We start from the raw sequence: 24,408 nt of genomic DNA on the forward strand, positions 1-24,408 counted from the left end.
AAATTCCTTTCTTATACGATTGCCTTCAATTCCTGATATAATCTCTTGGCATAACTGTCCGTCATTCCACAGACATAGTCTGTCACCAGGAGGATTCGCAGATATAATCTCTCAATCTCCGACTTCCCTCGTGCATGGTAATGATATGCCTTTTTATAATTACTGGAGATAAATGAGACCATACGCTCATCAATAGAATCCAGCTTCTGTGTCTTATCGTCATATTTTATAATTGCTGTCATAAACTTGTCCAATAAGAAATCCAGCATGGTCGCTTCGGTGACTTCCATGCGGTAGATAGGCTCCGAAGTAAATACTTCCCGGAAAGCCAGATCTCCCAACAGATTCATCAGTCTCTCTGCAAATGTCTGATAGAACAGATCATGCACATAAGTCCCTTGCATGATTGCCTGATAATTCGATGTAAATCCATAAGTAGCGCAGTTGATCACAAATCCCTGCACCCGGACGATCCAGTTCTTAATCGCATATTCTTCCGGATTCTCCACATGCATTTCCTTCGCCCGCAGATATAGTTCCGTTAATTTATCCGCCGGCTGGAAGCCTCCGCCTCCTCCTCGAAAATACAATTCCTGAAGCTCTGTAAGTTCTTCTAATAATTTGTGATAACTTAAAAATCCTTTGACAAATGCATCCTCTATATCGGCCGTCTTATAAGCAATATCATCTGCCGCTTCCAGAATAAACGTCAGCGGATGCCGCTTTCCATTCGTTCCCGTCTCTTTAGAAATATCTTCAAAGATCTCCTGATCCGCAAAATAATATCCCATCTTCCGGTCCTTGATATCTCCCGACTTCGAATTCATCTCCAGTGAAGAAACCGGGTATTTTATAATCGTACTCAACAAGGCATACGTCAGATTCATTCCATTCTCATCCACCAGGAAATGCAACTTACTTACCAGACGCAATGCCTGAGCATTTCCTTCAAAATGATAAAAATCTTCTCTCATCTGCGGCGTGAGGATGGTATCGATCGGAGTTCCATGATACTCCATCACTGGCAGATTTTTCTGAAACCATTCCCGGATAGTGTCCTCTCCAAAATGCCCAAACGGCGGATTTCCAATATCATGAATCAACCCTGCGCACTGTAGGATACTGCAGATATCCTCCTTCATTCTCGGTGTAAAACTAGGATCTTTCTTATATACCAATATATTTTCTCCAATATTCTGTCCCAGAGACTTGGCAAAAGATGATACTTCCAGTGAATGGGTCAGCCTTGTCCGGATAAAATCGCTCTTATCCAGAGGGAACACCTGGGTCTTATCCTGTAGTCTGCGAAAAGATGCACTTCCGATAATACGATGATAATCCTTCTCGAACTCACTTCGCAGATCCGTATTCCTTACATATCGGTTCTTTCCCGAACCGCCTCTATTTCTCTTCGTTGACAATAACTGTTCCCAATTCACCCGTTCTCACACTTTCCTTCTATAAATACTGATTAATCCAGATAGATCGGCGGCTCATAATCCTTGCCAAGTAACACCTTCTTACGTTCCTGATAGCCAAGAAATGCCCACTCTGTCATATCTGTCCATTGATGAGTTGACCGGTCATAGACCTGTACATAACCGATACGCGATGGATGCATACGGACACTGTTGGACTCATACTCTCTGCCAGTGTACGGGTTAATCTCTCCCTTCTCCAGATCCTCTTCCTCATCCATATATTCTTCTGTATATTGCTCTTCTGTATATTGTTCTTCCGTATATTGTTCTTCTACAGGCTGCTCTTCTGCATGTTCTTCTGCAGATTCTTCTGCAAATTCTTCTGCAAATTCTTCTTCCGCTTCGTCATATGGCTCTTCATGTGACTCTTCTGCAGAGATTTCTTCCGCAATTGCTTTTGGGATTACTTCTGGGATTACTTCAGAGTTTTCTGCCACATCTTCAACTGGCTCCTCCTGCTCTTTCGAACGCTTTTTCTTACGTCTCATCAAATATGCTTTCCACCCATGCAGCTGCTCTTCCTCTTCTTTTTCTTCTGATTTCTTCTCTTTTTCCTGAGGCTTACGCTCACTTTCAATATCTTCGATTTCCTGTAGCAGTTCTTCCACCGATTCGCTTTGTGGCACAACATATTCTTCCGCAAATGACTTCACAATCTCTTCAGATTCTCCTGCCATCTGTTCCTCTTGTGGTTCTTCATCATACACATATGCATCCACTTCACCAATACATTCTTCTGGTTCTCCCACACCTTCTTCTGCAATCATAGCGTCCAGCTCCTCATGAATATCCACAAGTTCGCCGATGGTAATGTCCCTCTCATGAGTCTCTGCCTGCGGTTGAACAGGTACCTCTATCGAACCAGCATTATCAGCCTTGTCCGTCTGTACATTTTCTTCTATATTATTATTCGATTTCTCTGATGAAATATGATCGCCCAGAATACTTAATTGAAATGGGCATCCAAGAATCTCTGCGATCATACGCATATCCTGTTCCTGAAAATTATCTCGTCCCAGTCTCTGCGTCAGATTCTGACGGGACATCTTCTTCCCGGTACGTTTTTCAATCGTCTCAGCGAGTTCCTTGATCGTCATGCCCTTACGGCTTAAGATAATTTTGACTTGCTCCCCAAATGTTAAATCCAGCATTGCATTTCCTCCTTATTATATTAAAAATTATACTCCTGTAAACTTTTTTATTGCTTGATAAATCTAGCTTTTTCCCCCTTCTTATTCTAACAAATCAAAAAAATCCAGTCAACCGATGACTTAATATTTCAATGCATCTACAATCCTCTGGGATGCTTTCTGGAACATATTTTTATTGTTTAAATATATGATAACATAAAAATTGGCGCCCAGAGATTCACACTAAGCACCAATTTATTAATCTAACTATTCACTAATAGTTCCGATTACCTATGATAAAATTTTTTTCTGCAAATCAAAATAACTATAACTGATAAAGTCAGACAAAACATCGGCAACAGAACATTTGTTGTATCTCCAGTCTTTATACTTTTATTTGTCTTAGTAAGATTAGTTGATTTCTCTTCCTTCGCATTCTGACTGTTATCGGTTATTGTACCATTTCCTTTATTCTCCTCAATTCCTCCCTGATTACCATTGGATTTATCCTCCGACGTTACAATTGTATATGCTGAGAATTGATTAGTCGAAAAACTTACCTGAGAGCCATTCACTTCACAAGGCAGGATATCTGCTGTGGTCACACCATCCTCATTCGTATGTTCACGAATAACTTCAACATTTTTTCCTTCGAGATCTGTCTTGGTGTCAATCGTAATTCCCAATGGAACCACAGTCTCAGTAATCTGCGTCTCTTCCTCACCATCAACTTGATGATACAGATTAATATCATAAGAAGCAACTGTTTCTTGATCTTCGGTCATCATCTTCTGCGTGATATCACTTGTCACAGTATCCTCTTTTGTTAAAGTCAGCGTCTGATTCGGAACATTTCCATTAGAACTTTCTCCACATAAAGTCAGATTCGACACCTGTACATCTTCCGGGATATTACAAGAAATATGCGCCCCAAAAACATATTTTATCACGCTCTCAATTCGCCCAAGATTATCTGCAGAATACTCCGGAAGCGGAAATTCTTTTTCTTCTTTATATTCATCAAACACACTATATCCATGCTTTAATTGATATAACAGATCTCCAAGATATAACTTTTGTTTTTCCGAAATATATTTCCCAGAAGATATATTTTTTTCAATTTCATCTATCAACTCCATGTTATTTTCTTCTGTATCATCTAAGAATTCAATGGTAAACGGCATTGCTTTTGCAATGTATGTTGTTCCGTCTGGATTCGTGATATGAAGATCATTCAAATTATCCTCATTCTTATAACAATCGCACGCTTCATACATAGCCTTCTCAGGAGTCATTAAATCATAATCACATGCTTCTTTTTTAGGCACAACTACCGTTCCCGTAATTGTCATTCCAGCTAAATCTTTACATCTCACAAGAAATGGAGCACAATTACCACTTCCCTTAATCGCCCATATAGTATGAAGCGAAGCATCCGGGACAAATGTTATAACCGGATTCTCAGGATCTAAAACACCATCATAACCCAGAAGTGATTTTTCATTCAACATATTTATCGTATTGTTATCTAAGATCATCAATAATTTGCTAAGACCATATGCCCAGTCAGGTACCAACCCTTCTCCAATAATATTTATTGACCAATCTGTCTCCAAAGATTTTCCTAAAGTTATCCGACTCACATCGGAATATTTAGTGACATACACACCTTCTTCTTTTCCAAACACGTTACCAGTGACAGTAATCTCTCCATTTGTTCCTTTCGCACGACAAGTAATTGTACTATTTCCATCCCCCTTAAACGTCAAAGTGCCATTTTTATCAATAGAAGCCACACTTTCATCACTACTACTCCAACTGTAAACAGGAAACATCTTATCATCTACAATCTCTACCCATTGCTCATGATCAACATCTGTATACTTATAATACGCAACCAACTTCAGGTCTTTCTGACTACCCACTTTAAAAAGATTATTTGTCGTCTGCTGAGCTGTATCCTCAAGTAATTGGTAATAGTATGGACTATCGTTGTAATAACCAATTTTGTAACTCAAGTCTTTCTTATCAAACACAGTAATGGTCAAAGTACTGGTAATTGTATGATTCGATTCATCCGTATAATTATAAGGGATAGTATATGTACCCGGAGTTGCATCATCGTTTACATAATAAAGCCCATCATTAACATGAAAAATCTGTTTATCTGCAAATCCTTCTTCATGAATCGTATAATTATTACCTTCTTCATCAGACAAATCCATCCGAAATCTCATGCCTGGAAGCAGAACCAATGTAGAAACATTTGTACCGATCTCAATTTGATCTCCTACCGATTCATCATAAGTTTTATGGAACATTTGCAAATTCGTAAACGTATATTTTTCTTCCGCATGAATTCCTGACTGAGGGCTCATCGGAAATAGCCCCCAGAATAATGCAATGGTTAAAATAAATATTAACAACTTTTTCCTATTCTTTTTCATCTCTTTCACCCCATAACAACCAAACAATTGTACTTATATTTATTATAAAACATCACCTTCAGATCCACAATACTCATTTTTCCAAACAACTATCTCTTAAGCCTTTTTTCTCTTTCAATACACGAACCAGATTCTGTGCTGCTTTCTGGATATTCTCCCGACTGGTTGCAAGATTTACGCGGATGAATCCATCGTATCCCTCGCTTCCAAACCATGCACCATAGTCTACTGCCAATCCACATTCTTCCTGAATAACCATTTCCATCTCTTCTGGCTCTATATATGCCCCCAGATCAATCCACATCAGATAAGTACCTTCCAGCTCAGGAATCCACACCTTCGGCAGCTCCCGTTCCAGAGTTTCCTTCATCAGATGATAATTTTCTTCAATGATATCAAGTACTTCCTCCAACCATTCTCGTCCATTTTCATAAGCACTTTTCACTGCTATATAACCAAATGCATTGCCACCCGTTATCCGAATCTCAGTCATATATTGATCATATAATTTACGAAGACGCTCATCAGGGATCACAAGAATCGAATTCTGACATCCAGCAAGATTAAATGTTTTTGTTGCCGCTGTCAGAGTAACAAGAATCTCATTATAATTTCCCACAGATGCTGCCGGAATCTGCTGATGTCCTTTCATTACAATATCCTGGTGAATCTCATCTGCCAACACATAGACTTTATGTTTCTTACAGATATCCAATACTTTCTGTATCTCCTGTTTTTCCCATACTCTCCCCACAGGATTATGCGGTGTACAAAAAACGAATAACTTCACATTATTATCCACAATTTTCTGTTCAAAGTCTTCATAATCCATTACATATCTGTGTTCCTTACGAACCAGTGGACTTTCCACTAGTTTTCTATTATTATTAACTATCGCATCACGGAATGGATAATATACTGGCGGCATAATAATAACCCCATCCTCTTCTTTAGTCAAAACATGTAACAGCCAGTTAATTCCCGGAACAACCCCCGGTGCAAAACGAATCCACTCTCTTTTCACCTGATAATGATGATAAGTCTCTTCCCATCTGATAAAAGCCTCTTTATATCCTTTTGGTGGTTGATAATAACCATATATCCCGTAGTCTACATATTCTTTTAAGGCTTCTTTTACACAATCTGGTGCTTCAAAATCCATATCCGCCACCCAGAGCGGAATCAGATCATCTTGTCCAAACTTCTTCTTTAGTCCGTCCCACTTCACGGCATCAGTATTTTTCCTTTTTTTATATACTACACTACTCATTTCTCTGACCTCTCATTTTATCATTTTCCTAAAACTTCTATACAACAATTCTACTTTATCGATATTACTTATACAAGTTTTCATTTTATAAACATATAACTATATTCTCTTTTTCGCCCAAATTGTGATGGATTCTTAACATATTTTCCAACAAAATTTTCTTTAGTTTTTTGATTTTTCTGTACATTTGTCATAAAATCTTGATTTTTCATAAAATTTCTATTTACAAAATTTTCCGGTTGTGTATAATAAGACACATCAAAAACAAAGGCGTTTTCCTTTCGGGGAAGGCGCCATTTTTGTTATGATGTATCCGAATGAATCTGTCATCGCAGGCGTTCAATTTCAGGCATTCATTGTAAGGTGACAGATTCAAAAAGGAATACGGAGTGAGATTAAGGAGGTAGGCTCTATGAAAAAATTGGAAATAATTATTCAGCCTGAAAAGCTGGAAGACCTGAAGACCATACTTGATGAAAGTAATGTAAACGGTCTGATGATCAGCAACGTAATGGGTTACGGTAATCAAAAAGGACACAAAAAAGTATACCGTGGTGCAGAATATAATGTAAACCTTCTGCCAAAGGTAAAAGTAGAGACCGTCATCGAACCAGATATTGCAGAGACATTAATTGAAAAGATTACATCTGAGATTCGTACCGGAACTTATGGTGATGGAAAGATATTTGTATATGAAGTGGAAGATGCAGTTCGTATCCGTACCGGTGAGCGTGGATCTGATGCTTTGTAAACTACATACAACCCAATACAACGTGAACATACACTGCTATCGAAGGAGATAATCGCGATATAAGAAAACGCTATTATCTCCTTTTTCATTCACACAGAAGCTTAGGAGGTAATTTTATGGATTTAGCAACTTTAATAGAAAACGGCATGGATGTGGCGGAAGCATCTGGCCTGCTCATGAACATTATGTGGACCATGATCGGTGCAATTCTCGTATACTTTATGCAGGCTGGTTTTGCAATGTGTGAGGCCGGTTTTACCAGGGCCAAAAACACAGGTAACATTTTAATGAAAAATATGATGGACTTCGTTCTTGGAAGTCTACTCTTCTTCGTCTTCGGATTTGCTCTGATGCACGGAACTGACTGGAACGGAATCGTTGGAATCAAAGGATTCTTTAATCCTACCACATTGGCAGATGCAGATGGAATGTTTAACGGACTTCCAATCGGAGTCTTCATCATCTTCCACACTGTATTCTGCGCAACAGCTGCAACCATCGTATCCGGTTCCATGGCTGAACGAACAAAATTCGCAGCTTACCTGGCATACAGTGCAGCCATCAGTATCTTCATCTATCCAGTATCCGGTCACTGGATCTGGGGTGGCGGTTTCTTATCAGAGTTAGGCTTTCATGATTTCGCCGGATCTACGGCAGTTCATATGGTCGGCGGTATCTGTGCTTTCGTTGGTGCCATGATCCTTGGACCTCGTATTGGAAAATACGGCAAAGATGGCAAAGCAAAAGCTATCCCGGGACACAACCTTCCAATTGCAGCACTTGGTGTATTCATCCTGTGGTTCTGCTGGTTCGGATTCAACTGTGGTTCCACAACCGCTGCAACAACAAGCCTTGGACATATCGCTATGACAACCAACCTTGCAGCCGCTGCAGCAACCTTACTCGCTATGATCGTAACCTGGATTCGCTATGGCAAGCCTGATGTATCTATGACATTCAACGGTTCTCTTGCCGGTCTCGTTGCAATCACTGCAGGATGTGACGTAGTAAGTGAATGGGAAGCAATCATCATTGGTATCATCGCTGGTATCGTAGTCGTATTCTCCGTAGAGATTATCGACCAGAAAGTAAAAGTCGATGACCCAGTTGGTGCCATCAGCGTTCACGGTGTCTGCGGCGCTCTTGGAACAATCCTTACCGGAGTATTTGGAGACGGATGTGATCTTGTAACACAGCTGATTGGTGTCGGCGCGACAGCATTGTATGTACTCGTAATGGCATTCATTGTATTCAAGTTAATCGACAAGACAATCGGGCTTCGAGTTTCCCGCGAAGAGGAGATTGATGGTCTGGATGTACACGAACATGGCTCTTCTGCTTACGCAGACTTCAATTTTAGAATATAGTATGAAACGGGGACGGGGGTTTTTTCAAAAACCCCCGTCCCCGTCGTCAATTTTCACAATTTCTCGATCGTAGGTCAGGATTCCATTTACTTCTTCTTCCACATCAGACAGCTGGGTGTAGATGGTTGCGGACAGCCCCCGTGGGATGTTGGGAAGTATTTCTTTCTTTATCAGTTCTCGATAACCTCTGTTCAATTCTTTCTTTGACGTATACACACGATATCCATAGACACTTTTGTACATACTATGTTCTGGAATCCGCCAGGAGAATCCTCCGAATTCCGTCAATGCCGTCGCTCTGGTCTCCGAGTGTACTTTCAATGGGAAGAAATAATCGTGGATACTGTGAATATCACCACCTCCCTGATCGAACCATCCGCTGGCCTGATCGATCAGCCTTGTATGATCCATCTCTCTTGCAATATTCGTCACAACATTGGCATGAAACTGCCCCCATCCTTCGTTGAAGATGACCCAGGTTACAATGGATGGATGGCTATACAGATGCTCGATGGTTTTTCGCATCTCTTCTACAAACTGACGCCGTCCACGTTCATTTCTCCTTCCCAGCAGCCACAGGTAAGAATCCTTCATTTTTATATGGAAGAATTCCATTGCGGTCGCCAGGTACGTCACATGCCAGGCCTTGTATGGATTTCCTCCATTGACCATATCCTGCCACACCAGCATTCCCAGGCGGTCACAGTGATAGTACCACCGCTGCGGTTCAATCTTCAGATGCTTTCTTAGCATATTGAATCCCAGATCTTTCATTGTCTGAATATCGTAGATCATCGCCTCATCACAAGGTGGTGTATACAGCCCCTCCGGCCAATATCCCTGATCCAATACCCCTTTTTGAAAATACGGCTGATTATTCAAAAATATTCTTGGAATTCCTTCTGGATCTCTTTCCACACTAATCTTTCGCATGGCAGCGTAACTTCGCACATGATCCGATCCCATCTGCACTTCTATATTATATAGAAATGGATCTTCCGGGCTCCAGGGATGTGCCTCCGACAGAGGAATCATAATATCTTCTCCCACCCCTCCAGTCACCTGAAGTGGCTGCATTTCTTCAGACGATACGGTGATCGTCACCTCTTCTGCCAATTCCTTTTGAGAAGCAGTCACCTTGACCTGCAAGGTATTCTGATCATAAAGAGGTGTGACGATAATGTCCGTAATATATTGTTGCGGCACTTCTTCCATCCATACTGTCTGCCAGATTCCACTCTGCGCTGTATAAAACATACCTCCGCGCTTCAGCTTTTGTTTGCCCCTACTATAGTAAGAAGCATCACTGTAATCTTGCACCATCACCAGCAACTCATTGGCTGTATCCGACAAAACCTCCGTTACATCTACGGTAAAAGGCAGATATCCTCCCAGATGTCTCTTCAGAAGCTTTCCATTCACGTACACGACCGAATACTGGTCTACCGCACCAAATTGCAACAGCCATCGTTTTCCTGCTTTCGGCTTCACTTGCCCGGGCAGTGTCCGGTGATACCAGAGGTATTCTGTCGGCTGCAATTGGCGGTCCACTCCCGAAAGATCTGCTTCTGGTGAAAAAGGCACCAGAATCGTGCCATCATATACCTCTGGTTTGGTTCCTTCTCTGGTAATGGCATAGTCCCAACGCCCGTTCAGATTCACATAACTGTCCCGTTCCATCCGTGGTCTTGGATATTCCTCTAACACATGATTCTCATCTACTCGGTCCGCCCATCTTGTCCGAAGTCTTTTCATCACATCCACTCCTTACAATTCTAATAGATAAAGCTGCTTATCAATCTCTGGATCCGTGGTACAGACTGCGATCCCTGCATCCACATTGACCCTTTGATACTCCTGATAATAATATCTCTCCGGGAATTCTTCCGGCTGATCTTTTAGATAGGGGCTGTCATTCTCATCCCATCCAATCTCGAATGAACGTGTGTCCAGCGCCATGCCCCGACGAGTTGCCTTCAGAAAGCTCTCCTTCAACACCCAATACCTGAAGAATCGTCGTGTCCGCTCCTGCTCTTCGGTCTGCATCAGGTGCTCATATTCCACCTGGCAGAAGAACCTCCTTGCCACTGCTTCCCGCAACTCCTTGACCACTTCCAGGTCACACCCTACTTTGGCTCCTTGCGCATCACTGAACGCACACAGCACATAATTCCCTGAATGAGAGAGATTATAGACAACCTCATCGGGTAAACCATACCGTTCTTTTACCCGCATCCATAGACTCCACGCTCCTACACTCTGCACCCGGTCAATCAGATGATGGTTCCTGTCAGCCTTCTTCTTACGCCATTCGGGCAGTTTTAGATAATATGCCTGATATGTTTCTTCTATTAATAATGGGGTGATATCTGCCATCCAGACTCTTACCATAATTGCCTCCTGCACTTTTGACGATCTTATAGGAATTCTATTTCTACTATTATATATGTAGTGTACCACAGATTATAAAATATTTTCCAAAAAAGTGTTGACATTCAAATATTCATGCGTTAGTATAACATTAGTTTTCGCGCTTTAAACAGCTAAAGTTTTACAGCGTTAATATTTAGACAATCTGACAAGTATTGAAATATATGGAGGAGTACTATGATTATTGTATTAAAACCACGCGCGACAAAGGATGACCTGTCCCGTGTCGAGCAATTGATCAAGAAGAAGGGTCTGGACACCCATGTTGTGGAAGGTGCTGAGATGACCATCATCGGATGTATCGGAGACACAACGCAGGTTGACCCAAAACTCTTCGAAGTAGACAAGGCTGTCGATAAGGTTATGCACGTTCAGGAGCCTTACAAACTGGCGAACCGTGCATTCCATCCAGAAGACTCCATCGTAAATGTATCTGGTGTTAAGGTCGGTGGCGGTCATCTGGCATTGATTGCTGGTCCTTGTTCTGTCGAATCTGTTGACCAGGTTCTGGAGATTGCAAAAGCCGCCAAAGCTTCCGGTGCTAATTTATTAAGAGGCGGCGCTTTCAAACCGAGAACCAGCCCTTATTCTTTCCAGGGCCTTGGACTGGAAGGTCTGGACATCTTATGTGAAGCCAAAGCCGCAACTGGTCTTCCAATCGTAACAGAGCTGATGTCTCCACAGTATCTGGATGTTTTCAACGAAAAAGTAGATCTGATCCAGATTGGTGCCCGCAACATGCAGAACTTCGATCTCTTAAAGCAGTTAGGACAGCTTGACCGTCCGATCCTCTTAAAGAGAGGTCTCAACGCGACCTATGAAGAATGGATCATGTCCGCAGAATATATCATGGCTGCCGGTAATGAAAATGTCATCCTCTGCGAACGCGGAATCCGTACTTTTGAAACTTACACCAGAAATACTCTGGATCTCCAGAGCATTCCAGTGCTCCGCAGACTGACACATCTTCCAGTCGTCGTAGACCCAAGCCACGCCGGTGGTAAATGGTGGCTTGTAGAACCAATGTCAAAGGCTGCAATCGCTGCAGGCGCAGACGGACTCATGGTAGAAGTCCACAATGATCCGGAATGTGCGCTGTGTGATGGTGCGCAATCATTAAAACCAGCAAAATACGATACCCTTATCAAAGAAGTTTCCCAGATTGCCAAAGTGATCGGGAAGCAGATGTCATAATCAGGAGTAACCTATGAAGTTAACTGTGAATCTGGGAGCAAACAGCTATCCCATCTATATTGAAAATAACATCCTGTCCCAGGCCGCTTCTTATATCGATGACGTGTTCTCTGGCAAACGAATCATGATCATCTCAGATGATCAGGTATTTCCTCTCTATGGAGAAAAACTCATTGCCGGACTATCAGACAGTTACGAATGCCACCATGTTGTACTTCCTCACGGAGAATCCACAAAAGATTTCCAGACACTCCCCGGCGTCTACAGTGCTATGCTTAACGCCAAGATCTCCCGGAGTGACCTGGTCATCGCACTTGGCGGCGGCGTCATAGGTGATCTGGCCGGTTTCGCCGCATCCAGTTACCTGCGCGGTGTCAAGTTGGTACAGATTCCAACATCACTTCTCGCACAGGTAGATTCTTCCGTCGGCGGCAAGGTCGCTGTCGACCTGCCACAAGGAAAGAATCTGGTTGGTGCATTCTATCAACCAGCACTGGTACTCATCGATCCGTTGGTACTGAACACATTGGAGGAACGATTTATCAGCGATGGTATGGGAGAGGTTATCAAATACGGCTGTATCAAAGATGCACAATTATTACACACCTTGGAATCGCACAGTTCTTTTGATGATCTGAAAGAAGAACTGCCTGCCATCATTCAACGATGCGTAGATATCAAACGCGTGGTTGTAGAACACGATCAATTCGACACTGGCGAACGTATGCTCCTGAACTTCGGACATACGCTCGGACATACCATCGAACAACATTTTAACTATGGAAGAGAAAGCCATGGAGAGGCCGTGTCCATCGGCATGTACCAGCTCACGCTGCTGGCCGAAGCCCAGGGTCTGACCGCCTCCGGAACCGCTGACCGCATACGAAAAGTATTGGATATATATGGTCTGCCTCATGCGTGCAATCTGCCGCTTCGAGATCTGACCGCAGCAATTGCTCTTGACAAGAAGAATCTGAACAACAAGTTAAATATTATCCTGTTGCATGATATCGGCTCCAGTTATATACACCCTGCAACCATTGAATTTTTTAACCAATATGATCAAAACATATAATATGGAGGAATCATCATGAAATTAGAAGGAAAAATCGCCATCATAACCGGCGCCGGAAAGGGAATCGGACGTGAAGCTGCATTGGCTGTCGCTGCTGAAGGTGCCACTGTCGTTGCTGTCGCAAGAACACAGGCAGACCTGGATGAAACAGTAAGGCTGATTGAAGACAACGGTGGAAAGGCAATCTCTTTGTCCCACGACCTTACTGTAGAAGCTGAAGTCCAGGCCATGGTAGATACTGTAGTAGAAAAATACGGAAGGATCGACATTCTGGTCAATAATGCCGGCGGATATCCAAAGGAAATCTATAAGAACATTGAGCATCAGGCAATCAAACTCTGGGAGTGGTCCGAAGAACAATGGGATCAGATCATCAAGACCAACATCAAGATTCCATTCTTCTGCTTCAAGCATGTTCTGCCAGTAATGATAAAGCAGGGCAGCGGACGAGTTGTCAGCGTTTCTTCCAGAATGGGAAGAATTGCATCTCAGATGGGTGCTTATTCTGTCGCCAAAGGCGCCATCGTCACCATGACCAAGACAGCCGCTATCCAGACCAAAGAATACGGCATCCAAGTCAATGCAGTAGCACCGGCAATCGTCGACACTCCGGGACAGCGCGTATATAATCACTCCGTCGGACAGGATGATGCGGTTATGGGAAGCGCCACAGATGTAGCCAACGCCATCGTCTACTTACTGACCGATGCACCTCTGGTCATGACCGGACAATGTATCGATCTATATACAACAGTATAAGAACAGTATAAAATGCAAAAATCGTTGCCTTCGAAGCGACGATTTTTTATGTCAGATATACATAGTTACATATAAGCAATAAAATAGGACTGCATGTTTGGGAGGAGTGCAGCCCTGAGGAAAAAGTTATGAAAAAGAATTTAAGTGTTGTTCCTTAGAACAATTATAGTATACCCAGAATCTGTGATAAAAATGTGATGAAAATGCAAACTAATTGTTAACATTTTGAAACACAAATATGAAACAACCGCTAAATATGTGCAAAAAGGTACAGGGCATTTTACAAAAGGGGACGTAGTATTTTGCAAAAATACTACGTCCCCTTTTTACCTTTTTATAAATCTTCACATGCTTTCCGCTCTATATCCAGACCTATTTTGTATCTTTCCATAAATACTTCGTATCCTGCCACTCCTTCTGGATCTGGATCAATCCTTGAACCGGCATCTGCCCCAAACACTTTTTGATTCAGGTAATCTCCTAACGACTCTCCTTCTTCTTTTTGTACCATGTATGCCGCAAGGATTGCCATTCCCCAGGGGCCGCCTTCTCCTGCGGTCTCCATGACTACAACCGGTGTATTGATGGCATCTGCCAGGACTTTCTGTCCTACGCCTTTGGTCTTGAACAGTCCGCCGTGTCCCAAGACGGTATCAATCTCTACGCCTTCTTCTTTGGTGAGGATATCCATTCCGACTTTAATGACGCCCAGCGCTGTATACAGATGGGACCGCATAAAGTTCGCAAGGGTAAACTTGCTCTCCGGGGTTCTTACTACCATCGGTCTTCCTTTTTCAACCGCTGTAATTGGCTCTCCTGCATAATTTCCGTAAGAAAGGATTCCTCCACAGTCAACATCGCCTTCCAGTGCCTTGTTGTAGAGAGTGCCATACATCTTATCCATGTCTACATCTGCGCCGATGCTGTCCGCAAATTCTTTGAAGAGGCCTACCCATGCGTTCAGGTCAGTTGTTCCGTTATTGGAATGTACCATTGCAACAAGGCTTCCGTCTGGTGTCGTAACCATGTCAATCTCTGTATGCAGGTTTTTCAATGGCTTCTCCAGTACTACCATAGAGAAGAAGGATGTTCCTGCGGAAATGTTGCTGGTGCGCTTGGCAACGCTGTTGGTCGCTACCATTCCGGTTCCTGCATCTCCTTCCGGTGCACACAACGGAATTCCAGCTTCCAGATTGCCAGATTCATCCAGAAGTCTTGCTCCCTCTTCCGTCAAGACTCCGGCTGCCTCTCCTGCCACCAGCACTTTTGGCAGAATCTCTCGAATCTTCCACGGATAATTCTTATCTGCCACGAGCTGATCGAACTTCTGAATCATCTCTTCGTCATAATCTCTGGTTGCCATATCAATCGGAAACATACCGGAAGCATCGCCAACTCCCATCACTTTCTCTCCCGTCATCTTCCAGTGAATGTATCCTGCAAGTGTCGTCATATAGGTAATATCCTTTACATGATCTGCATCATCCAGGATTGCCTGATACAGATGTGCGATACTCCATCTCAGAGGAATATTATACTGAAACAGATCAATCAGAACCTCAGCCGCTGCACCTGTATTACTATTTCTCCAGGTTGCAAATGGCGCCAGAAGATTTCCTTCCTTATCAAATGCCATATATCCGTGCATCATCGCGCTGAAGCCGATTGCTCCAAGCTTTTTAATCACAACTCCATATTCTTTCTGCACATTCTCTGCCAGATCTCTGTAGCTATCTCTCAAACCTGTCCAGATATCATCGAGCGTATACGTCCAGATACCATTTTCGAAACGATTTTCCCAACTGTGACTTCCAGATGCGATTGGATTGTGATTCTCATCGATCAATACGGACTTAATCCTCGTAGAGCCAAATTCAATTCCAAGAAATGCTCTTCCGCTCTCGATCAATTGCTTTACATCACTCATGTTCATTAGCCTCCTCTTATTTTTTATTTCCCCGGCTGCCCGTAATAAGCATTCGCGCCGTGTTTTCTATAATAGTGCTTATCCTGCAGTTCCTGCGGCGCAGGCTGATTCTGTGGATTGATCATCTCACAGCGTGCTGCCATCTTCGCCACTTCTTCCAGAACCACTGCATTATGTACTGCCTCATGGGCATCCTTTCCCCAGGTAAATGGTCCATGATTCTTACACAATACCGCCGGTGTCGCAGCGTAATCCAGTCCATTTTTCTCAAATTCATCTGCAATCAGGATTCCCGTATTCTTCTCGTATGCTTCTTCAATCTCCTCTTTTGTCAGATTTCTCACACAAGGAATCTCCCCATAGAGATAATCCGCATGGGTCGTCCCATAACATGGAATTCCTCTTCCGGCCTGCGCCCAGCTCGTTGCCCATGAAGAATGCGTATGTACGATTCCTCCTACGTTCGGGAAGCGATTGTAAAGAACAACATGGGTATCAGTATCGGAAGACGGATTATATCTTCCTTCTACTTTATTACCGTCCAGATCCACAACCACCATATCTTCCGGTGTCAGCTTCTCATATTCTACTCCACTCGGCTTAATGACGAACAAGCCACTCTCTCGGTCAATACCACTTACATTTCCCCAGGTAAATGTTACCAGATCGTATTTGGGGAGAAGCATATTCGCTTCATATACTTCTTGTTTTAATTTTTCAAGCATCTTTTCCTACCTCTTCTTATTATTTACGAAATACTACACTGTTCCACAAAAGTTCATTCTTAAACTGACGGATGGTCGTATCTTTGTCAATGTAGACTGCTTCAATTCCCATATATGCAGCCCAGTCGCCCATCTGCTCTGCAGTCAGATCATAAGAAAACGCTGTATGGTGTGCACCACCTGCCAGAATCCACGCTTCGGCACCCGTCTGAAGGTTCGGTTCCGGTGTCCAGAATGCCGTTGACACCGGAAGCTTTGGCATTGGTTTCTCAGTCTTCTTGCAATTGACATTATTGATGATCAGGCGGAATCTGTCGCCAAGGTCAATCAAGGATGTTGCAACTGCCGGCCCTTCTTTTCCAGCTACCAGATTATAGGTGTAATCTTCCATAAATGAAGTTCCCTTCGCATCCTTCATTCCTTCTGTCATAATCTTCATGACACGCACCATGGCAGCGGTCTTCCAGTCACCTTCTGCTCCAAAGCCGTATCCTTTTTCCATCAGTCTCTGGATGGCAAGTCCCGGAAGCTGTTTCAATCCACCAAGATCTCCGAAATGAGTTACGATTGCCTGATAGTTCTTTTCCTCCAGGAATCTCTCAAATCCAATCTCGATTCCGGCCTGAACAGCTACATGGTCACGGAATTCTTTCGCATCTCTGCCTTCCAGAAGAATCTCATATTTATCATAATATTCTTCCACAAGTGTGTCAATGTCTGCCTGAGATACTGCATTGACAGCTTCCACAATCTCATTGACCGGATAAGCATCCACTTCCCAGCCAAATCTGATCTGCGCTTCTACTTTGTCGCCTTCTGTTACTGCAACATTTCTCATATTGTCTGCGATACGCATGACACGGATATGTCTCCTCTCCTTTTCTTCGTTTTCTGATTGATGTAATCGATACGTGCTATGTCATTTTCTGGTTTTATTATAAGAAAATGCGGAAGTTTTCCGCAATTTCATAACTCTGTCGATTTCTCCCCAAAGTTACCTATTCCGACCTGTAATTCATTTTCCTTCGCTCCTATCTGTGCTATAATTGACATATACTATCAGGCCACACCCTGATTTTTAGCTCTGCCATTTTCTATATCACAGACAGGAGGATATCACTTTGATGCTTTCCGATTTATGCCAGCAGGTTACTTCTTCCGACCAGGGTCTTCTTCCTGCAGACCATAAACTTGGTCCCAGACTCGTCTGTCCAGAATATTCCAAGTCCGTCCAGGAAGTAAAGACTTACCCATTACTAAAGCAGGACCGAATCTTCGCCCTGTGCTGGAACATTGATTCTGCACAGAATCTTTACGCCACAATGCAGCCTGCTCCTTCACCCTTTTGTTATCAGCTTCCTTTTTCTTCCGGCGAGAAGACACAACTTCACACCCACGATTACATCGAATTGACCTACGTAGTAGAAGGAGAATTTCGCCAGCGAATTCTTGGTAAAGATATCATTTTCGCAAAAGGCGATCTATGCCTGATCGACAAGAACTGTCTGCACCAGGATTATCTGCTGGATCAGCCCGCCATCATTCTGTTTCTCGGGATTGCTAACGATATGTTTGCAGAAATCATGGATGAAAATGTAACTACTCAGAAAATTATATCTTTTCTTCAATCTGCACTGCTGAAGCAAAAAGATGTACAACAATATCTGCATTTCCGTCCGGGCGCTGATGCCATCGAAGCATTAGAAGACTGCCTGTACCTGCTGCTAAAAGAACTATGCAGCAACACCATCGGCTCCCGCTACATCTGCAAAGGCCTGTTGCTTCGCATCTTCCGCCTGCTCAGCACCACATACGAATTCTCCTTATCCAGAGAACAGCGCAAGACCATGAACTGGATCATCTTCGAAGAGGTCTCCGAATACATCCAGCAGCATTCTGCCGGCATTACAATTCAACAGTTAGTCGACAACTTCCACTATCAGGAAGATTATTTCAATCGCCTGATCAAAGCCAAGACCGGCATGACCTATTCCGCCTACGTGCAGAAAATCCGCCTGGAAAAGACAGAACACCTACTGACCACCTCCCCAAAAAGCGTGGAAGAAATTGCCGATATTGTCGGGTATCATAATAAGGGATATTTCTATAAGATCTTTCAGAAACGATACGGGATGACCCCATCACAATATAGAAAAAAAAGATAATCGCTCAATTGGGTACAGGGCAAAATGCAAAAGGGGACGTAGTATTTTTGCAAAATACTACGTCCCTTTTTTATCCATTTTGATAATTCTCTGATTACTACTGCCTCTAAACTGTAGTGTGATATCTTTCAGTTCTTCTACGAACGGCCCATCTACCAGCACATCCAGATAGGACAGCATCTCGTCTGTCACATCGGTATATGCCCGTCCGCCGGGCACCAAGTCTTTATCGTAGACGTATCCGGTGTAACTCCAGATGCTTTTCTCTGGATAGGTTTCCCTTACTTTCCGAAGTAGTGTTACAAGTTCCACCTGATTCTCCGGCTCGAAGGGCTCTCCGCCCAAGAGGGTCAGTCCTGCGATATAGCCTGGCTTTAATGCTTCCAGAATCTCAGCCTCTGTCTCGGCTGTGTATGGCCTTCCATACTCGAAATCCCATGCTTCGTAATTAAAGCATCCTTTACAATGGTGCCGGCATCCTGATACAAACAATGACACCCGCACCCCTGGGCCGTCTGCAATATCATATTTCTTAATATTTGCATAATTCATAACATCAGATTCCTTTTACAAGTGAAGTACTCGGTCTTGGATTTCCTGGGTTCTTCCCTGATTCCAGAACTGGGTTCCGATATAACCGCAGGTTCTTCTTGCCACGGACATCTTATCCTGATCCTGATTACCGCAGTTCGGGCATTCCCAGATCAGCTTGCCACATTCATCTTCTTTGATCAGAATCTCTCCGTCATAACCACATACTTCACAGTAATCACTCTTGGTATTCAGCTCTGCATACATGATATGATCATAGATAAACTGCATTACGGACAGCACTGCCGGAATGTTCTGCTGCATATCCGGTACTTCGATATAGCTGATTGCTCCGCCCGGAGACAATTTCTGGAAATCAGCTTCAAACTCCAGCTTGTCAAACGCGTTAATCTCTTCGGATACATGAACATGATAGCTATTTGTAATATAGTTCTTATCTGTAACACCTTTGATGATTCCAAATCTCTTCTGAAGACATTTTGCAAACTTATAAGTGGTGGATTCCATCGGCGTTCCGTATACAGAATAGCTGATATTCTCTGCTGCTTTCCACTCTGCACACTTATCATTCAGTCTCTGCATAACCTTCAGGGCAAATACTCTTCCTTCCGGATCTGTATGTGACTTGCCAAGCATACGCATACACATCTCATAGAGGCCTGCGTAGCCTAATGAAATCGTAGAATATCCATTATATAATAATTTATCAATGGTCTCGCCTTTCTTCAGACGTGCCAGTGCACCATGCTGCCACAGAATCGGGGCAACGTCTGATACGGTTCCCAGAAGTCTCTCATGTCTGCAGCGAAGTGCACGATGGCATAATTCCAGACGGTCATCCAGAATCTTCCAGAACCGATCCATATCTCCTTCAGAAGAACATGCCACATCCACCAGGTTAATCGTAACAACACCCTGATTGAAACGTCCGTAGAACTTATAAGAACCATCCGGATTCTTCTGACTCTCTTCGACCGTCAGGAAAGAACGGCAACCCATACATGTGTATACATTTCCCTTTTTCAACTGCTTCATAATCTTAGCGGAAATATAATCCGGCACCATACGTTTTGCCGTACACTGCGCAGATAACTCTGTCAGATACCAGTATTTGGAATCTTCCGTAATATTATCCTCATCCAGCACGTAGATCAGCTTTGGAAATGCCGGTGTGATCCATACGCCTTTTTCATTCTTCACGCCCTGCATTCTCTGCTTCAGCACTTCTTCAATGATCATTGCCAGGTCGTCTCTGGTCTGTCCTTCTTCCACCTCATCCAGATACATGAACATCGTAACAAATGGCGCCTGACCATTACAGGTCATCAACGTGATCAACTGATACTGAATCGTCTGGATTCCACTCTTTACCTCGTCTCTTAATCTGCGCTCAGTTACTTTATCGATGATCTGTTCATCCATACTCTCGCCGCATTCTTCCCGCTCTGCAATGACATTCTTACGGATCTTCTTTCTGCTGACATCTACGAACGGTGCCAGATGTGCCAGTGAAAATGACTGTCCGCCGTACTGATTACTTGCGACCTGTGCCACGATCTGCGTCGTTACATTACAAGCCGTAAAGAAGCTGTGCGGCTTCTCGATCATCGTCTCACTGATGACTGTACCATTCTGCAGCATATCCTCCAGATTGATCAGATCACAGTTGTGTTCCTTCTGCGCAAAATAATCAGAATCATGGAAATGAATGATTCCAGCTTCGTGGGCATTTACAATCTCTTCCGGCAAAAGTATACGCTTTGACAAATCCTTGCTGACTTCTCCGGCCATGTAATCACGCTGCGTAGAATTGATCACCGGATTCTTGTTCGAATTCTCCTGATTCACTTCCTCATTAATATTCTCGATCAAAGACAGAATTCCATTATCCGTCGTGTTAGACTTACGAGTCAACTCTCGCTTAAAACGATAGCGGACATACTTCTGCGCCACCTCATAGCCACGCATCTCCATAATGCCGCGCTCTACCATATCCTGAATATCTTCTACATGAACCGCATGCGTAGACTCCTGTACCTGATCCGCAACATTGTCCGCAATGGCCATAATCTGATATTCATTCATCTGATGGATCCTGTCCACCTCATTGTTCGCTGCTTTGATCGCATTGATAATCTTCGTCAGGTCAAAATATACCTCTTCCCCATTTCGCTTAATTACATTCGTTTTTACGTCTATTCTCATACTCGTCCTCACTTTTGTACCAAATATTGTTTCTATCATTTTCCCATGCACTATATCTAGTGCATTTACTATCATACACTAAAATTACTATAAAGGGAAGAAGAAATTATAAAATATTTTATTTTTTTATGAAAGGCAGCATAAAACAACCGCTGCCTGTAACAGGCAGCGGCCGCTATACTTCTTCTTTTTCCAATTTTAAAATGTCATTTACATCGCATTCGAGGCAATCGCAGATTTTTGCAATTGTGTTCAAATCGACACGGACAACCTTGTTCTTACAGTAGTTGTTCAACTGTGTCCGCTGCAGCCTGCAGATATAACAAAGTTGTGTTTTGCTGACACCTTTTTCTGCCAGAACTCTTTCCAAATCAATCACTATCTTACTCATACTCAACACCATGCCATTTCTTTGTGTTAAGTATACCCATATTTCCATTGAAAAAATAGATATATTAATTTACACTGTAATAAGATACAGTGCCTGTTATTATCCACAAGGGAGTGAAGATATTGAAACGAAAGATACGGCTTACGGCCATTGTATTTATGCTTATTCTGCTGTTTTTCGTCTGGTTTGAAAACCAGCCTTACAAAGTCATGCATTCTACCATTTTTACTTCTTCCAATCTTACGGAAACGCATCTGACAATTGTCATCAACCGTCTTTTTCCAATCAAAGAGGAGGTATTGGCCAGAGAAATTGTGGATGACTGCCAGATGCGAAATGGAAAATATCTGAATTCATATTATGAACTGGAGCTGTACCGCACCAGTCTGCACTATTATCTCGGGATTCCTTACGACACCGTTCTCTGCAATGGTTCGGGTCAGATCGTTACCGAGATTGATTTTTAGTGCTCATCTTCTTTATTCTCATTAACAAAATTCTCTGAAGAAATTACATTCTTCATCATTGCAAAGTGCGGCATCCCGGGTCTTTATATTTGCCGACTCTGGTGGACCTGCTGGTTCTGGTGGGTACAGAAATATAAAGCATATCTTCTGGCGGAAGATGAACTGGTCGCAGTCTTACCGATGAATCATCCTTTGGCATATCAATTTCTATAAGAGTAAAAAAGTGTATGGACTAGTCATCCAGTCCATACACTTTTTTTGCATTTATTTCAGTCTGTTTTATGACCTCCTCACCGGTCATCCCCTTCAATCTTGCAATCTCTTCTGCAACATATTTGATATAAGAAGAATTATTACGCTTGCCACGGTTTGGTTCCGGTGCAAGATACGGGCAATCGGTCTCCAATACGATAGATTCCAGAGGAACCGCTTCTACTACTTGCTTTAACTTCTTGCCATTTTTGAAAGTGACAACTCCTCCGACCCCTATATAAAATCCTAACTTCACATATTCCAACGCCATCTCTTTTGACCCAGAATAACAATGAATGATTCCTTCCTGCCCCTTCGCATGTTCCTTCATGATCACGAACGTATCCTCAGCCGCATCCCGACTGTGAATATTCACCGGTAGATTCAGCTCTCTCGCAAGCTTCAGCTGCCGGACAAACCACTCTTTCTGCACTTCACGCGGCTCTACATCCCAGTAATAATCCAGCCCAATCTCACCAACTGCGACCACCTTCTCATCTTGGCACCAGCCTTTCAGCACGGCAAATGTCTCCTCATTTAGATCGCCCACATGATCCGGGTGCACCCCGACCGCCGCATAGACAAACGGATACCGCTTCGCAAGCTCCATCGCCCTCTCGCAGCCTCGCAAAGACGCTCCCACATTCACAATCGTGCCAACACCAAGCGACGCCATAGAACCAAGAAGCTCCTCCCGGTCGTCATCAAACTGCTCATCATCATAATGCGCATGCGAATCAAAGATCATTGGGGACGGGGGTTTTTGAGTTTTCCTCCGTCCCAGATTAAAATCTCCCTGTCCCTTTTTCAATTTACCCTGTCCCCTTTTCAAATTACAACAATTTTGCACGTAACTCTTCTGGTGTCTTCATCGACAGCATTGCCGGTGCAATATCGAACACGGTTCTTGCACCGCTTTCACCTTTCTGTGACAGTCTGTAAGCTGCTCTTGCATAGGCAATTAAGACGCTTGCGGTAAATTCTGGATTGGAGTCCAGTTTCAGAGAATACTCGATAACGTGTTTATTGCCTGCATTGCCAGTCTCACCGCTTCGGATAACGAATCCGCCGTGCGGCATCTTGCTGTGATTTTCCTTCAATTCTTCTTCAGTGATAAATGTTACCGTGGTATCATATTCATCGAAATAATTTGGCATGGTCTTGATAGCTTCTTCGATTGCCTGAAGATCAGCGCCTTCTTCCGGTACCACATAGCATTCGCGGAGATGCTTTTCTCTTGTAGTAAGCTCCGGCTCACTTCCGCTTCTGACACGGTCAACTGCCTCTTCAATCGGAACTGTGTACTGGATGCCATTTTTCACTCCCGGCACACGGCGAATCGCATCAGAATGTCCCTGGCTGACACCTTTGCCCCAGAATGTATACGTACTTCCCTGCACCAGAATGGACTCTGCATACAGACGATTCAGCGAGAACATACCCGGATCCCATCCCACGGAAATGATTCCGATCTTGCCGCCAGCCTTTGCCTCGCGATCCATATTGGCAAAATATTCCGGAATCTTTGCGTGCGTGTCAAAACTATCAATGGTGTTAAAATTCTTCACAATCTCAGGACCCATAACCGGAAGATCCGTTGCAGAACCTCCACAAAGGACCATCACATCAATCTCATCCTTCATCGACAGCATGTCATCGAAACGCTTTACAGCCACACCTTCTGTGTGAATCTGCACACTCGCCGGATCTCTTCGTGTAAATACCACTTTCAGCTCCATATCCTCATTGCGCGCAATCGCAAGCTCCACACCTCTGCCGATGTTACCATAACCTACAATACCAATTCTAATTTTCTCCAT

General features: G+C 43.3%; 20 protein-coding genes and 1 pseudogene. 7 read left to right on the forward strand and 14 right to left on the reverse strand.

Features of this window, described 5'->3' with window-relative positions:
• Window positions 1-11: 11 nt before the first annotated feature.
• The 4 genes from ACQRD1_RS08495 to ACQRD1_RS08510 form a co-directional block, all read right to left on the reverse strand.
• Window positions 12-1,439, reverse strand: coding sequence for a deoxyguanosinetriphosphate triphosphohydrolase (locus ACQRD1_RS08495; protein ID WP_427787240.1), 1,428 nt, complete (start codon window positions 1,437-1,439; stop codon window positions 12-14).
• A 32-nt stretch (window positions 1,440-1,471) separates the two neighbouring features.
• Complete coding sequence (locus ACQRD1_RS08500) at window positions 1,472-2,632, reverse strand: hypothetical protein (RefSeq protein ID WP_427787241.1); 1,161 nt, start codon at window positions 2,630-2,632, stop codon at window positions 1,472-1,474.
• Window positions 2,633-2,898: 266 nt separating this feature from the next.
• Entirely contained in the window at window positions 2,899-4,989 is a 2,091-nt protein-coding gene (locus ACQRD1_RS08505) for a hypothetical protein (protein ID WP_427787242.1), read from the reverse strand.
• 142 nt (window positions 4,990-5,131) lie between these two features.
• Window positions 5,132-6,328 carry a MalY/PatB family protein gene (locus tag ACQRD1_RS08510; RefSeq protein ID WP_235232454.1) on the reverse strand — a complete coding sequence of 399 codons (1,197 nt, stop codon included), beginning with the start codon at window positions 6,326-6,328 and terminating at the stop codon, window positions 5,132-5,134.
• A gap of 412 nt (window positions 6,329-6,740) precedes the next feature.
• Between ACQRD1_RS08510 and ACQRD1_RS08515 the strand changes: the two genes are divergently transcribed.
• Both ACQRD1_RS08515 and ACQRD1_RS08520 read left to right on the forward strand, forming a co-directional pair.
• Entirely contained in the window at window positions 6,741-7,079 is a 339-nt protein-coding gene (locus tag ACQRD1_RS08515) for a P-II family nitrogen regulator (protein WP_235232455.1), read from the forward strand.
• Between the two features lie 116 nt (window positions 7,080-7,195).
• Entirely contained in the window at window positions 7,196-8,446 is a 1,251-nt protein-coding gene (locus tag ACQRD1_RS08520; protein WP_427787243.1) for an ammonium transporter, read from the forward strand.
• A 24-nt stretch (window positions 8,447-8,470) separates the two neighbouring features.
• Here ACQRD1_RS08520 and ACQRD1_RS08525 read toward each other — a convergent pair whose 3' ends face one another.
• Together ACQRD1_RS08525 and ACQRD1_RS08530 are read right to left on the reverse strand one after the other, a co-directional pair.
• Window positions 8,471-10,201, reverse strand: coding sequence for a glycoside hydrolase family 2 protein (locus ACQRD1_RS08525; protein ID WP_427787244.1), 1,731 nt, complete (start codon window positions 10,199-10,201; stop codon window positions 8,471-8,473).
• 12 nt (window positions 10,202-10,213) lie between these two features.
• On the reverse strand, window positions 10,214-10,837 hold the full coding sequence (locus ACQRD1_RS08530; RefSeq protein ID WP_427787245.1) for a 4'-phosphopantetheinyl transferase family protein: 624 nt from the start codon (window positions 10,835-10,837) through the stop codon (window positions 10,214-10,216).
• A 216-nt stretch (window positions 10,838-11,053) separates the two neighbouring features.
• On the opposite strand from ACQRD1_RS08530, the gene aroF reads away from it, so the two are divergent.
• From aroF to ACQRD1_RS08545, 3 genes are read left to right on the forward strand one after another with little or no spacing between them, the layout of a single operon-like run.
• Entirely contained in the window at window positions 11,054-12,070 is a 1,017-nt protein-coding gene (gene aroF, locus ACQRD1_RS08535; RefSeq protein WP_427787246.1) for a 3-deoxy-7-phosphoheptulonate synthase, read from the forward strand.
• Window positions 12,071-12,083: 13 nt separating this feature from the next.
• Window positions 12,084-13,145 (forward strand): 3-dehydroquinate synthase, encoded by a 1,062-nt coding sequence (gene aroB, locus ACQRD1_RS08540; RefSeq protein WP_427787247.1) that lies wholly within the window; start codon window positions 12,084-12,086, stop codon window positions 13,143-13,145.
• Between the two features lie 15 nt (window positions 13,146-13,160).
• Complete coding sequence (locus tag ACQRD1_RS08545; protein WP_427787248.1) at window positions 13,161-13,904, forward strand: SDR family NAD(P)-dependent oxidoreductase; 744 nt, start codon at window positions 13,161-13,163, stop codon at window positions 13,902-13,904.
• Window positions 13,905-14,238: 334 nt separating this feature from the next.
• On the opposite strand, the gene ACQRD1_RS08550 is transcribed toward ACQRD1_RS08545, so the two are convergent.
• The 3 genes and pseudogenes from ACQRD1_RS08550 to ACQRD1_RS08560 all read right to left on the reverse strand — a co-directional run.
• The gene (locus tag ACQRD1_RS08550; RefSeq protein WP_427787249.1) at window positions 14,239-15,831 is read right to left on the reverse strand and encodes a xylulokinase; all 1,593 of its coding nucleotides are present in this window, start codon (window positions 15,829-15,831) and stop codon (window positions 14,239-14,241) included.
• Between the two features lie 23 nt (window positions 15,832-15,854).
• Window positions 15,855-16,556: an L-ribulose-5-phosphate 4-epimerase gene (locus tag ACQRD1_RS08555; RefSeq protein WP_235232463.1), complete on the reverse strand. Its 702-nt coding sequence runs from the start codon at window positions 16,554-16,556 to the stop codon at window positions 15,855-15,857.
• Between the two features lie 19 nt (window positions 16,557-16,575).
• Window positions 16,576-17,433: pseudogene (locus tag ACQRD1_RS08560) on the reverse strand (L-arabinose isomerase family protein); the annotation flags it as partial.
• Between the two features lie 247 nt (window positions 17,434-17,680).
• Between ACQRD1_RS08560 and ACQRD1_RS08565 the strand changes: the two are divergent.
• The gene (locus ACQRD1_RS08565; protein ID WP_427787281.1) at window positions 17,681-18,721 is read left to right on the forward strand and encodes an AraC family transcriptional regulator; all 1,041 of its coding nucleotides are present in this window, start codon (window positions 17,681-17,683) and stop codon (window positions 18,719-18,721) included.
• Window positions 18,722-18,778: 57 nt separating this feature from the next.
• Here ACQRD1_RS08565 and nrdG read toward each other — a convergent pair whose 3' ends face one another.
• From nrdG to ACQRD1_RS08580, 3 genes are all read right to left on the reverse strand, one after another.
• A complete protein-coding gene (gene nrdG / locus ACQRD1_RS08570) occupies window positions 18,779-19,273 on the reverse strand; it encodes an anaerobic ribonucleoside-triphosphate reductase activating protein (RefSeq protein ID WP_427787250.1) in 495 nt (164 codons plus the stop codon).
• Window positions 19,274-19,288: 15 nt separating this feature from the next.
• Window positions 19,289-21,478, reverse strand: a complete 2,190-nt coding sequence (nrdD, locus tag ACQRD1_RS08575; RefSeq protein WP_235232465.1) for an anaerobic ribonucleoside-triphosphate reductase — start codon at window positions 21,476-21,478, stop codon at window positions 19,289-19,291.
• 175 nt (window positions 21,479-21,653) lie between these two features.
• Window positions 21,654-21,869, reverse strand: coding sequence for a helix-turn-helix domain-containing protein (locus tag ACQRD1_RS08580; RefSeq protein WP_235232466.1), 216 nt, complete (start codon window positions 21,867-21,869; stop codon window positions 21,654-21,656).
• A gap of 122 nt (window positions 21,870-21,991) precedes the next feature.
• On the opposite strand from ACQRD1_RS08580, the gene ACQRD1_RS08585 reads away from it, so the two are divergent.
• Complete coding sequence (locus tag ACQRD1_RS08585) at window positions 21,992-22,336, forward strand: hypothetical protein (RefSeq protein ID WP_235232467.1); 345 nt, start codon at window positions 21,992-21,994, stop codon at window positions 22,334-22,336.
• A 232-nt stretch (window positions 22,337-22,568) separates the two neighbouring features.
• On the opposite strand, the gene ACQRD1_RS08590 is transcribed toward ACQRD1_RS08585, so the two are convergent.
• Together ACQRD1_RS08590 and ACQRD1_RS08595 are read right to left on the reverse strand one after the other, a co-directional pair.
• The gene (locus ACQRD1_RS08590) at window positions 22,569-23,336 is read right to left on the reverse strand and encodes a TatD family hydrolase (RefSeq protein ID WP_427787282.1); all 768 of its coding nucleotides are present in this window, start codon (window positions 23,334-23,336) and stop codon (window positions 22,569-22,571) included.
• An 85-nt stretch (window positions 23,337-23,421) separates the two neighbouring features.
• Window positions 23,422-24,408, reverse strand: a complete 987-nt coding sequence (locus ACQRD1_RS08595) for a diaminopimelate dehydrogenase (RefSeq protein WP_235232468.1) — start codon at window positions 24,406-24,408, stop codon at window positions 23,422-23,424.

Origin of the sequence: Bariatricus sp. SGI.019 (assembly GCF_050315235.1) — a bacterium.
Lineage (GTDB): Bacteria > Bacillota > Clostridia > Lachnospirales > Lachnospiraceae > JAFBIX01.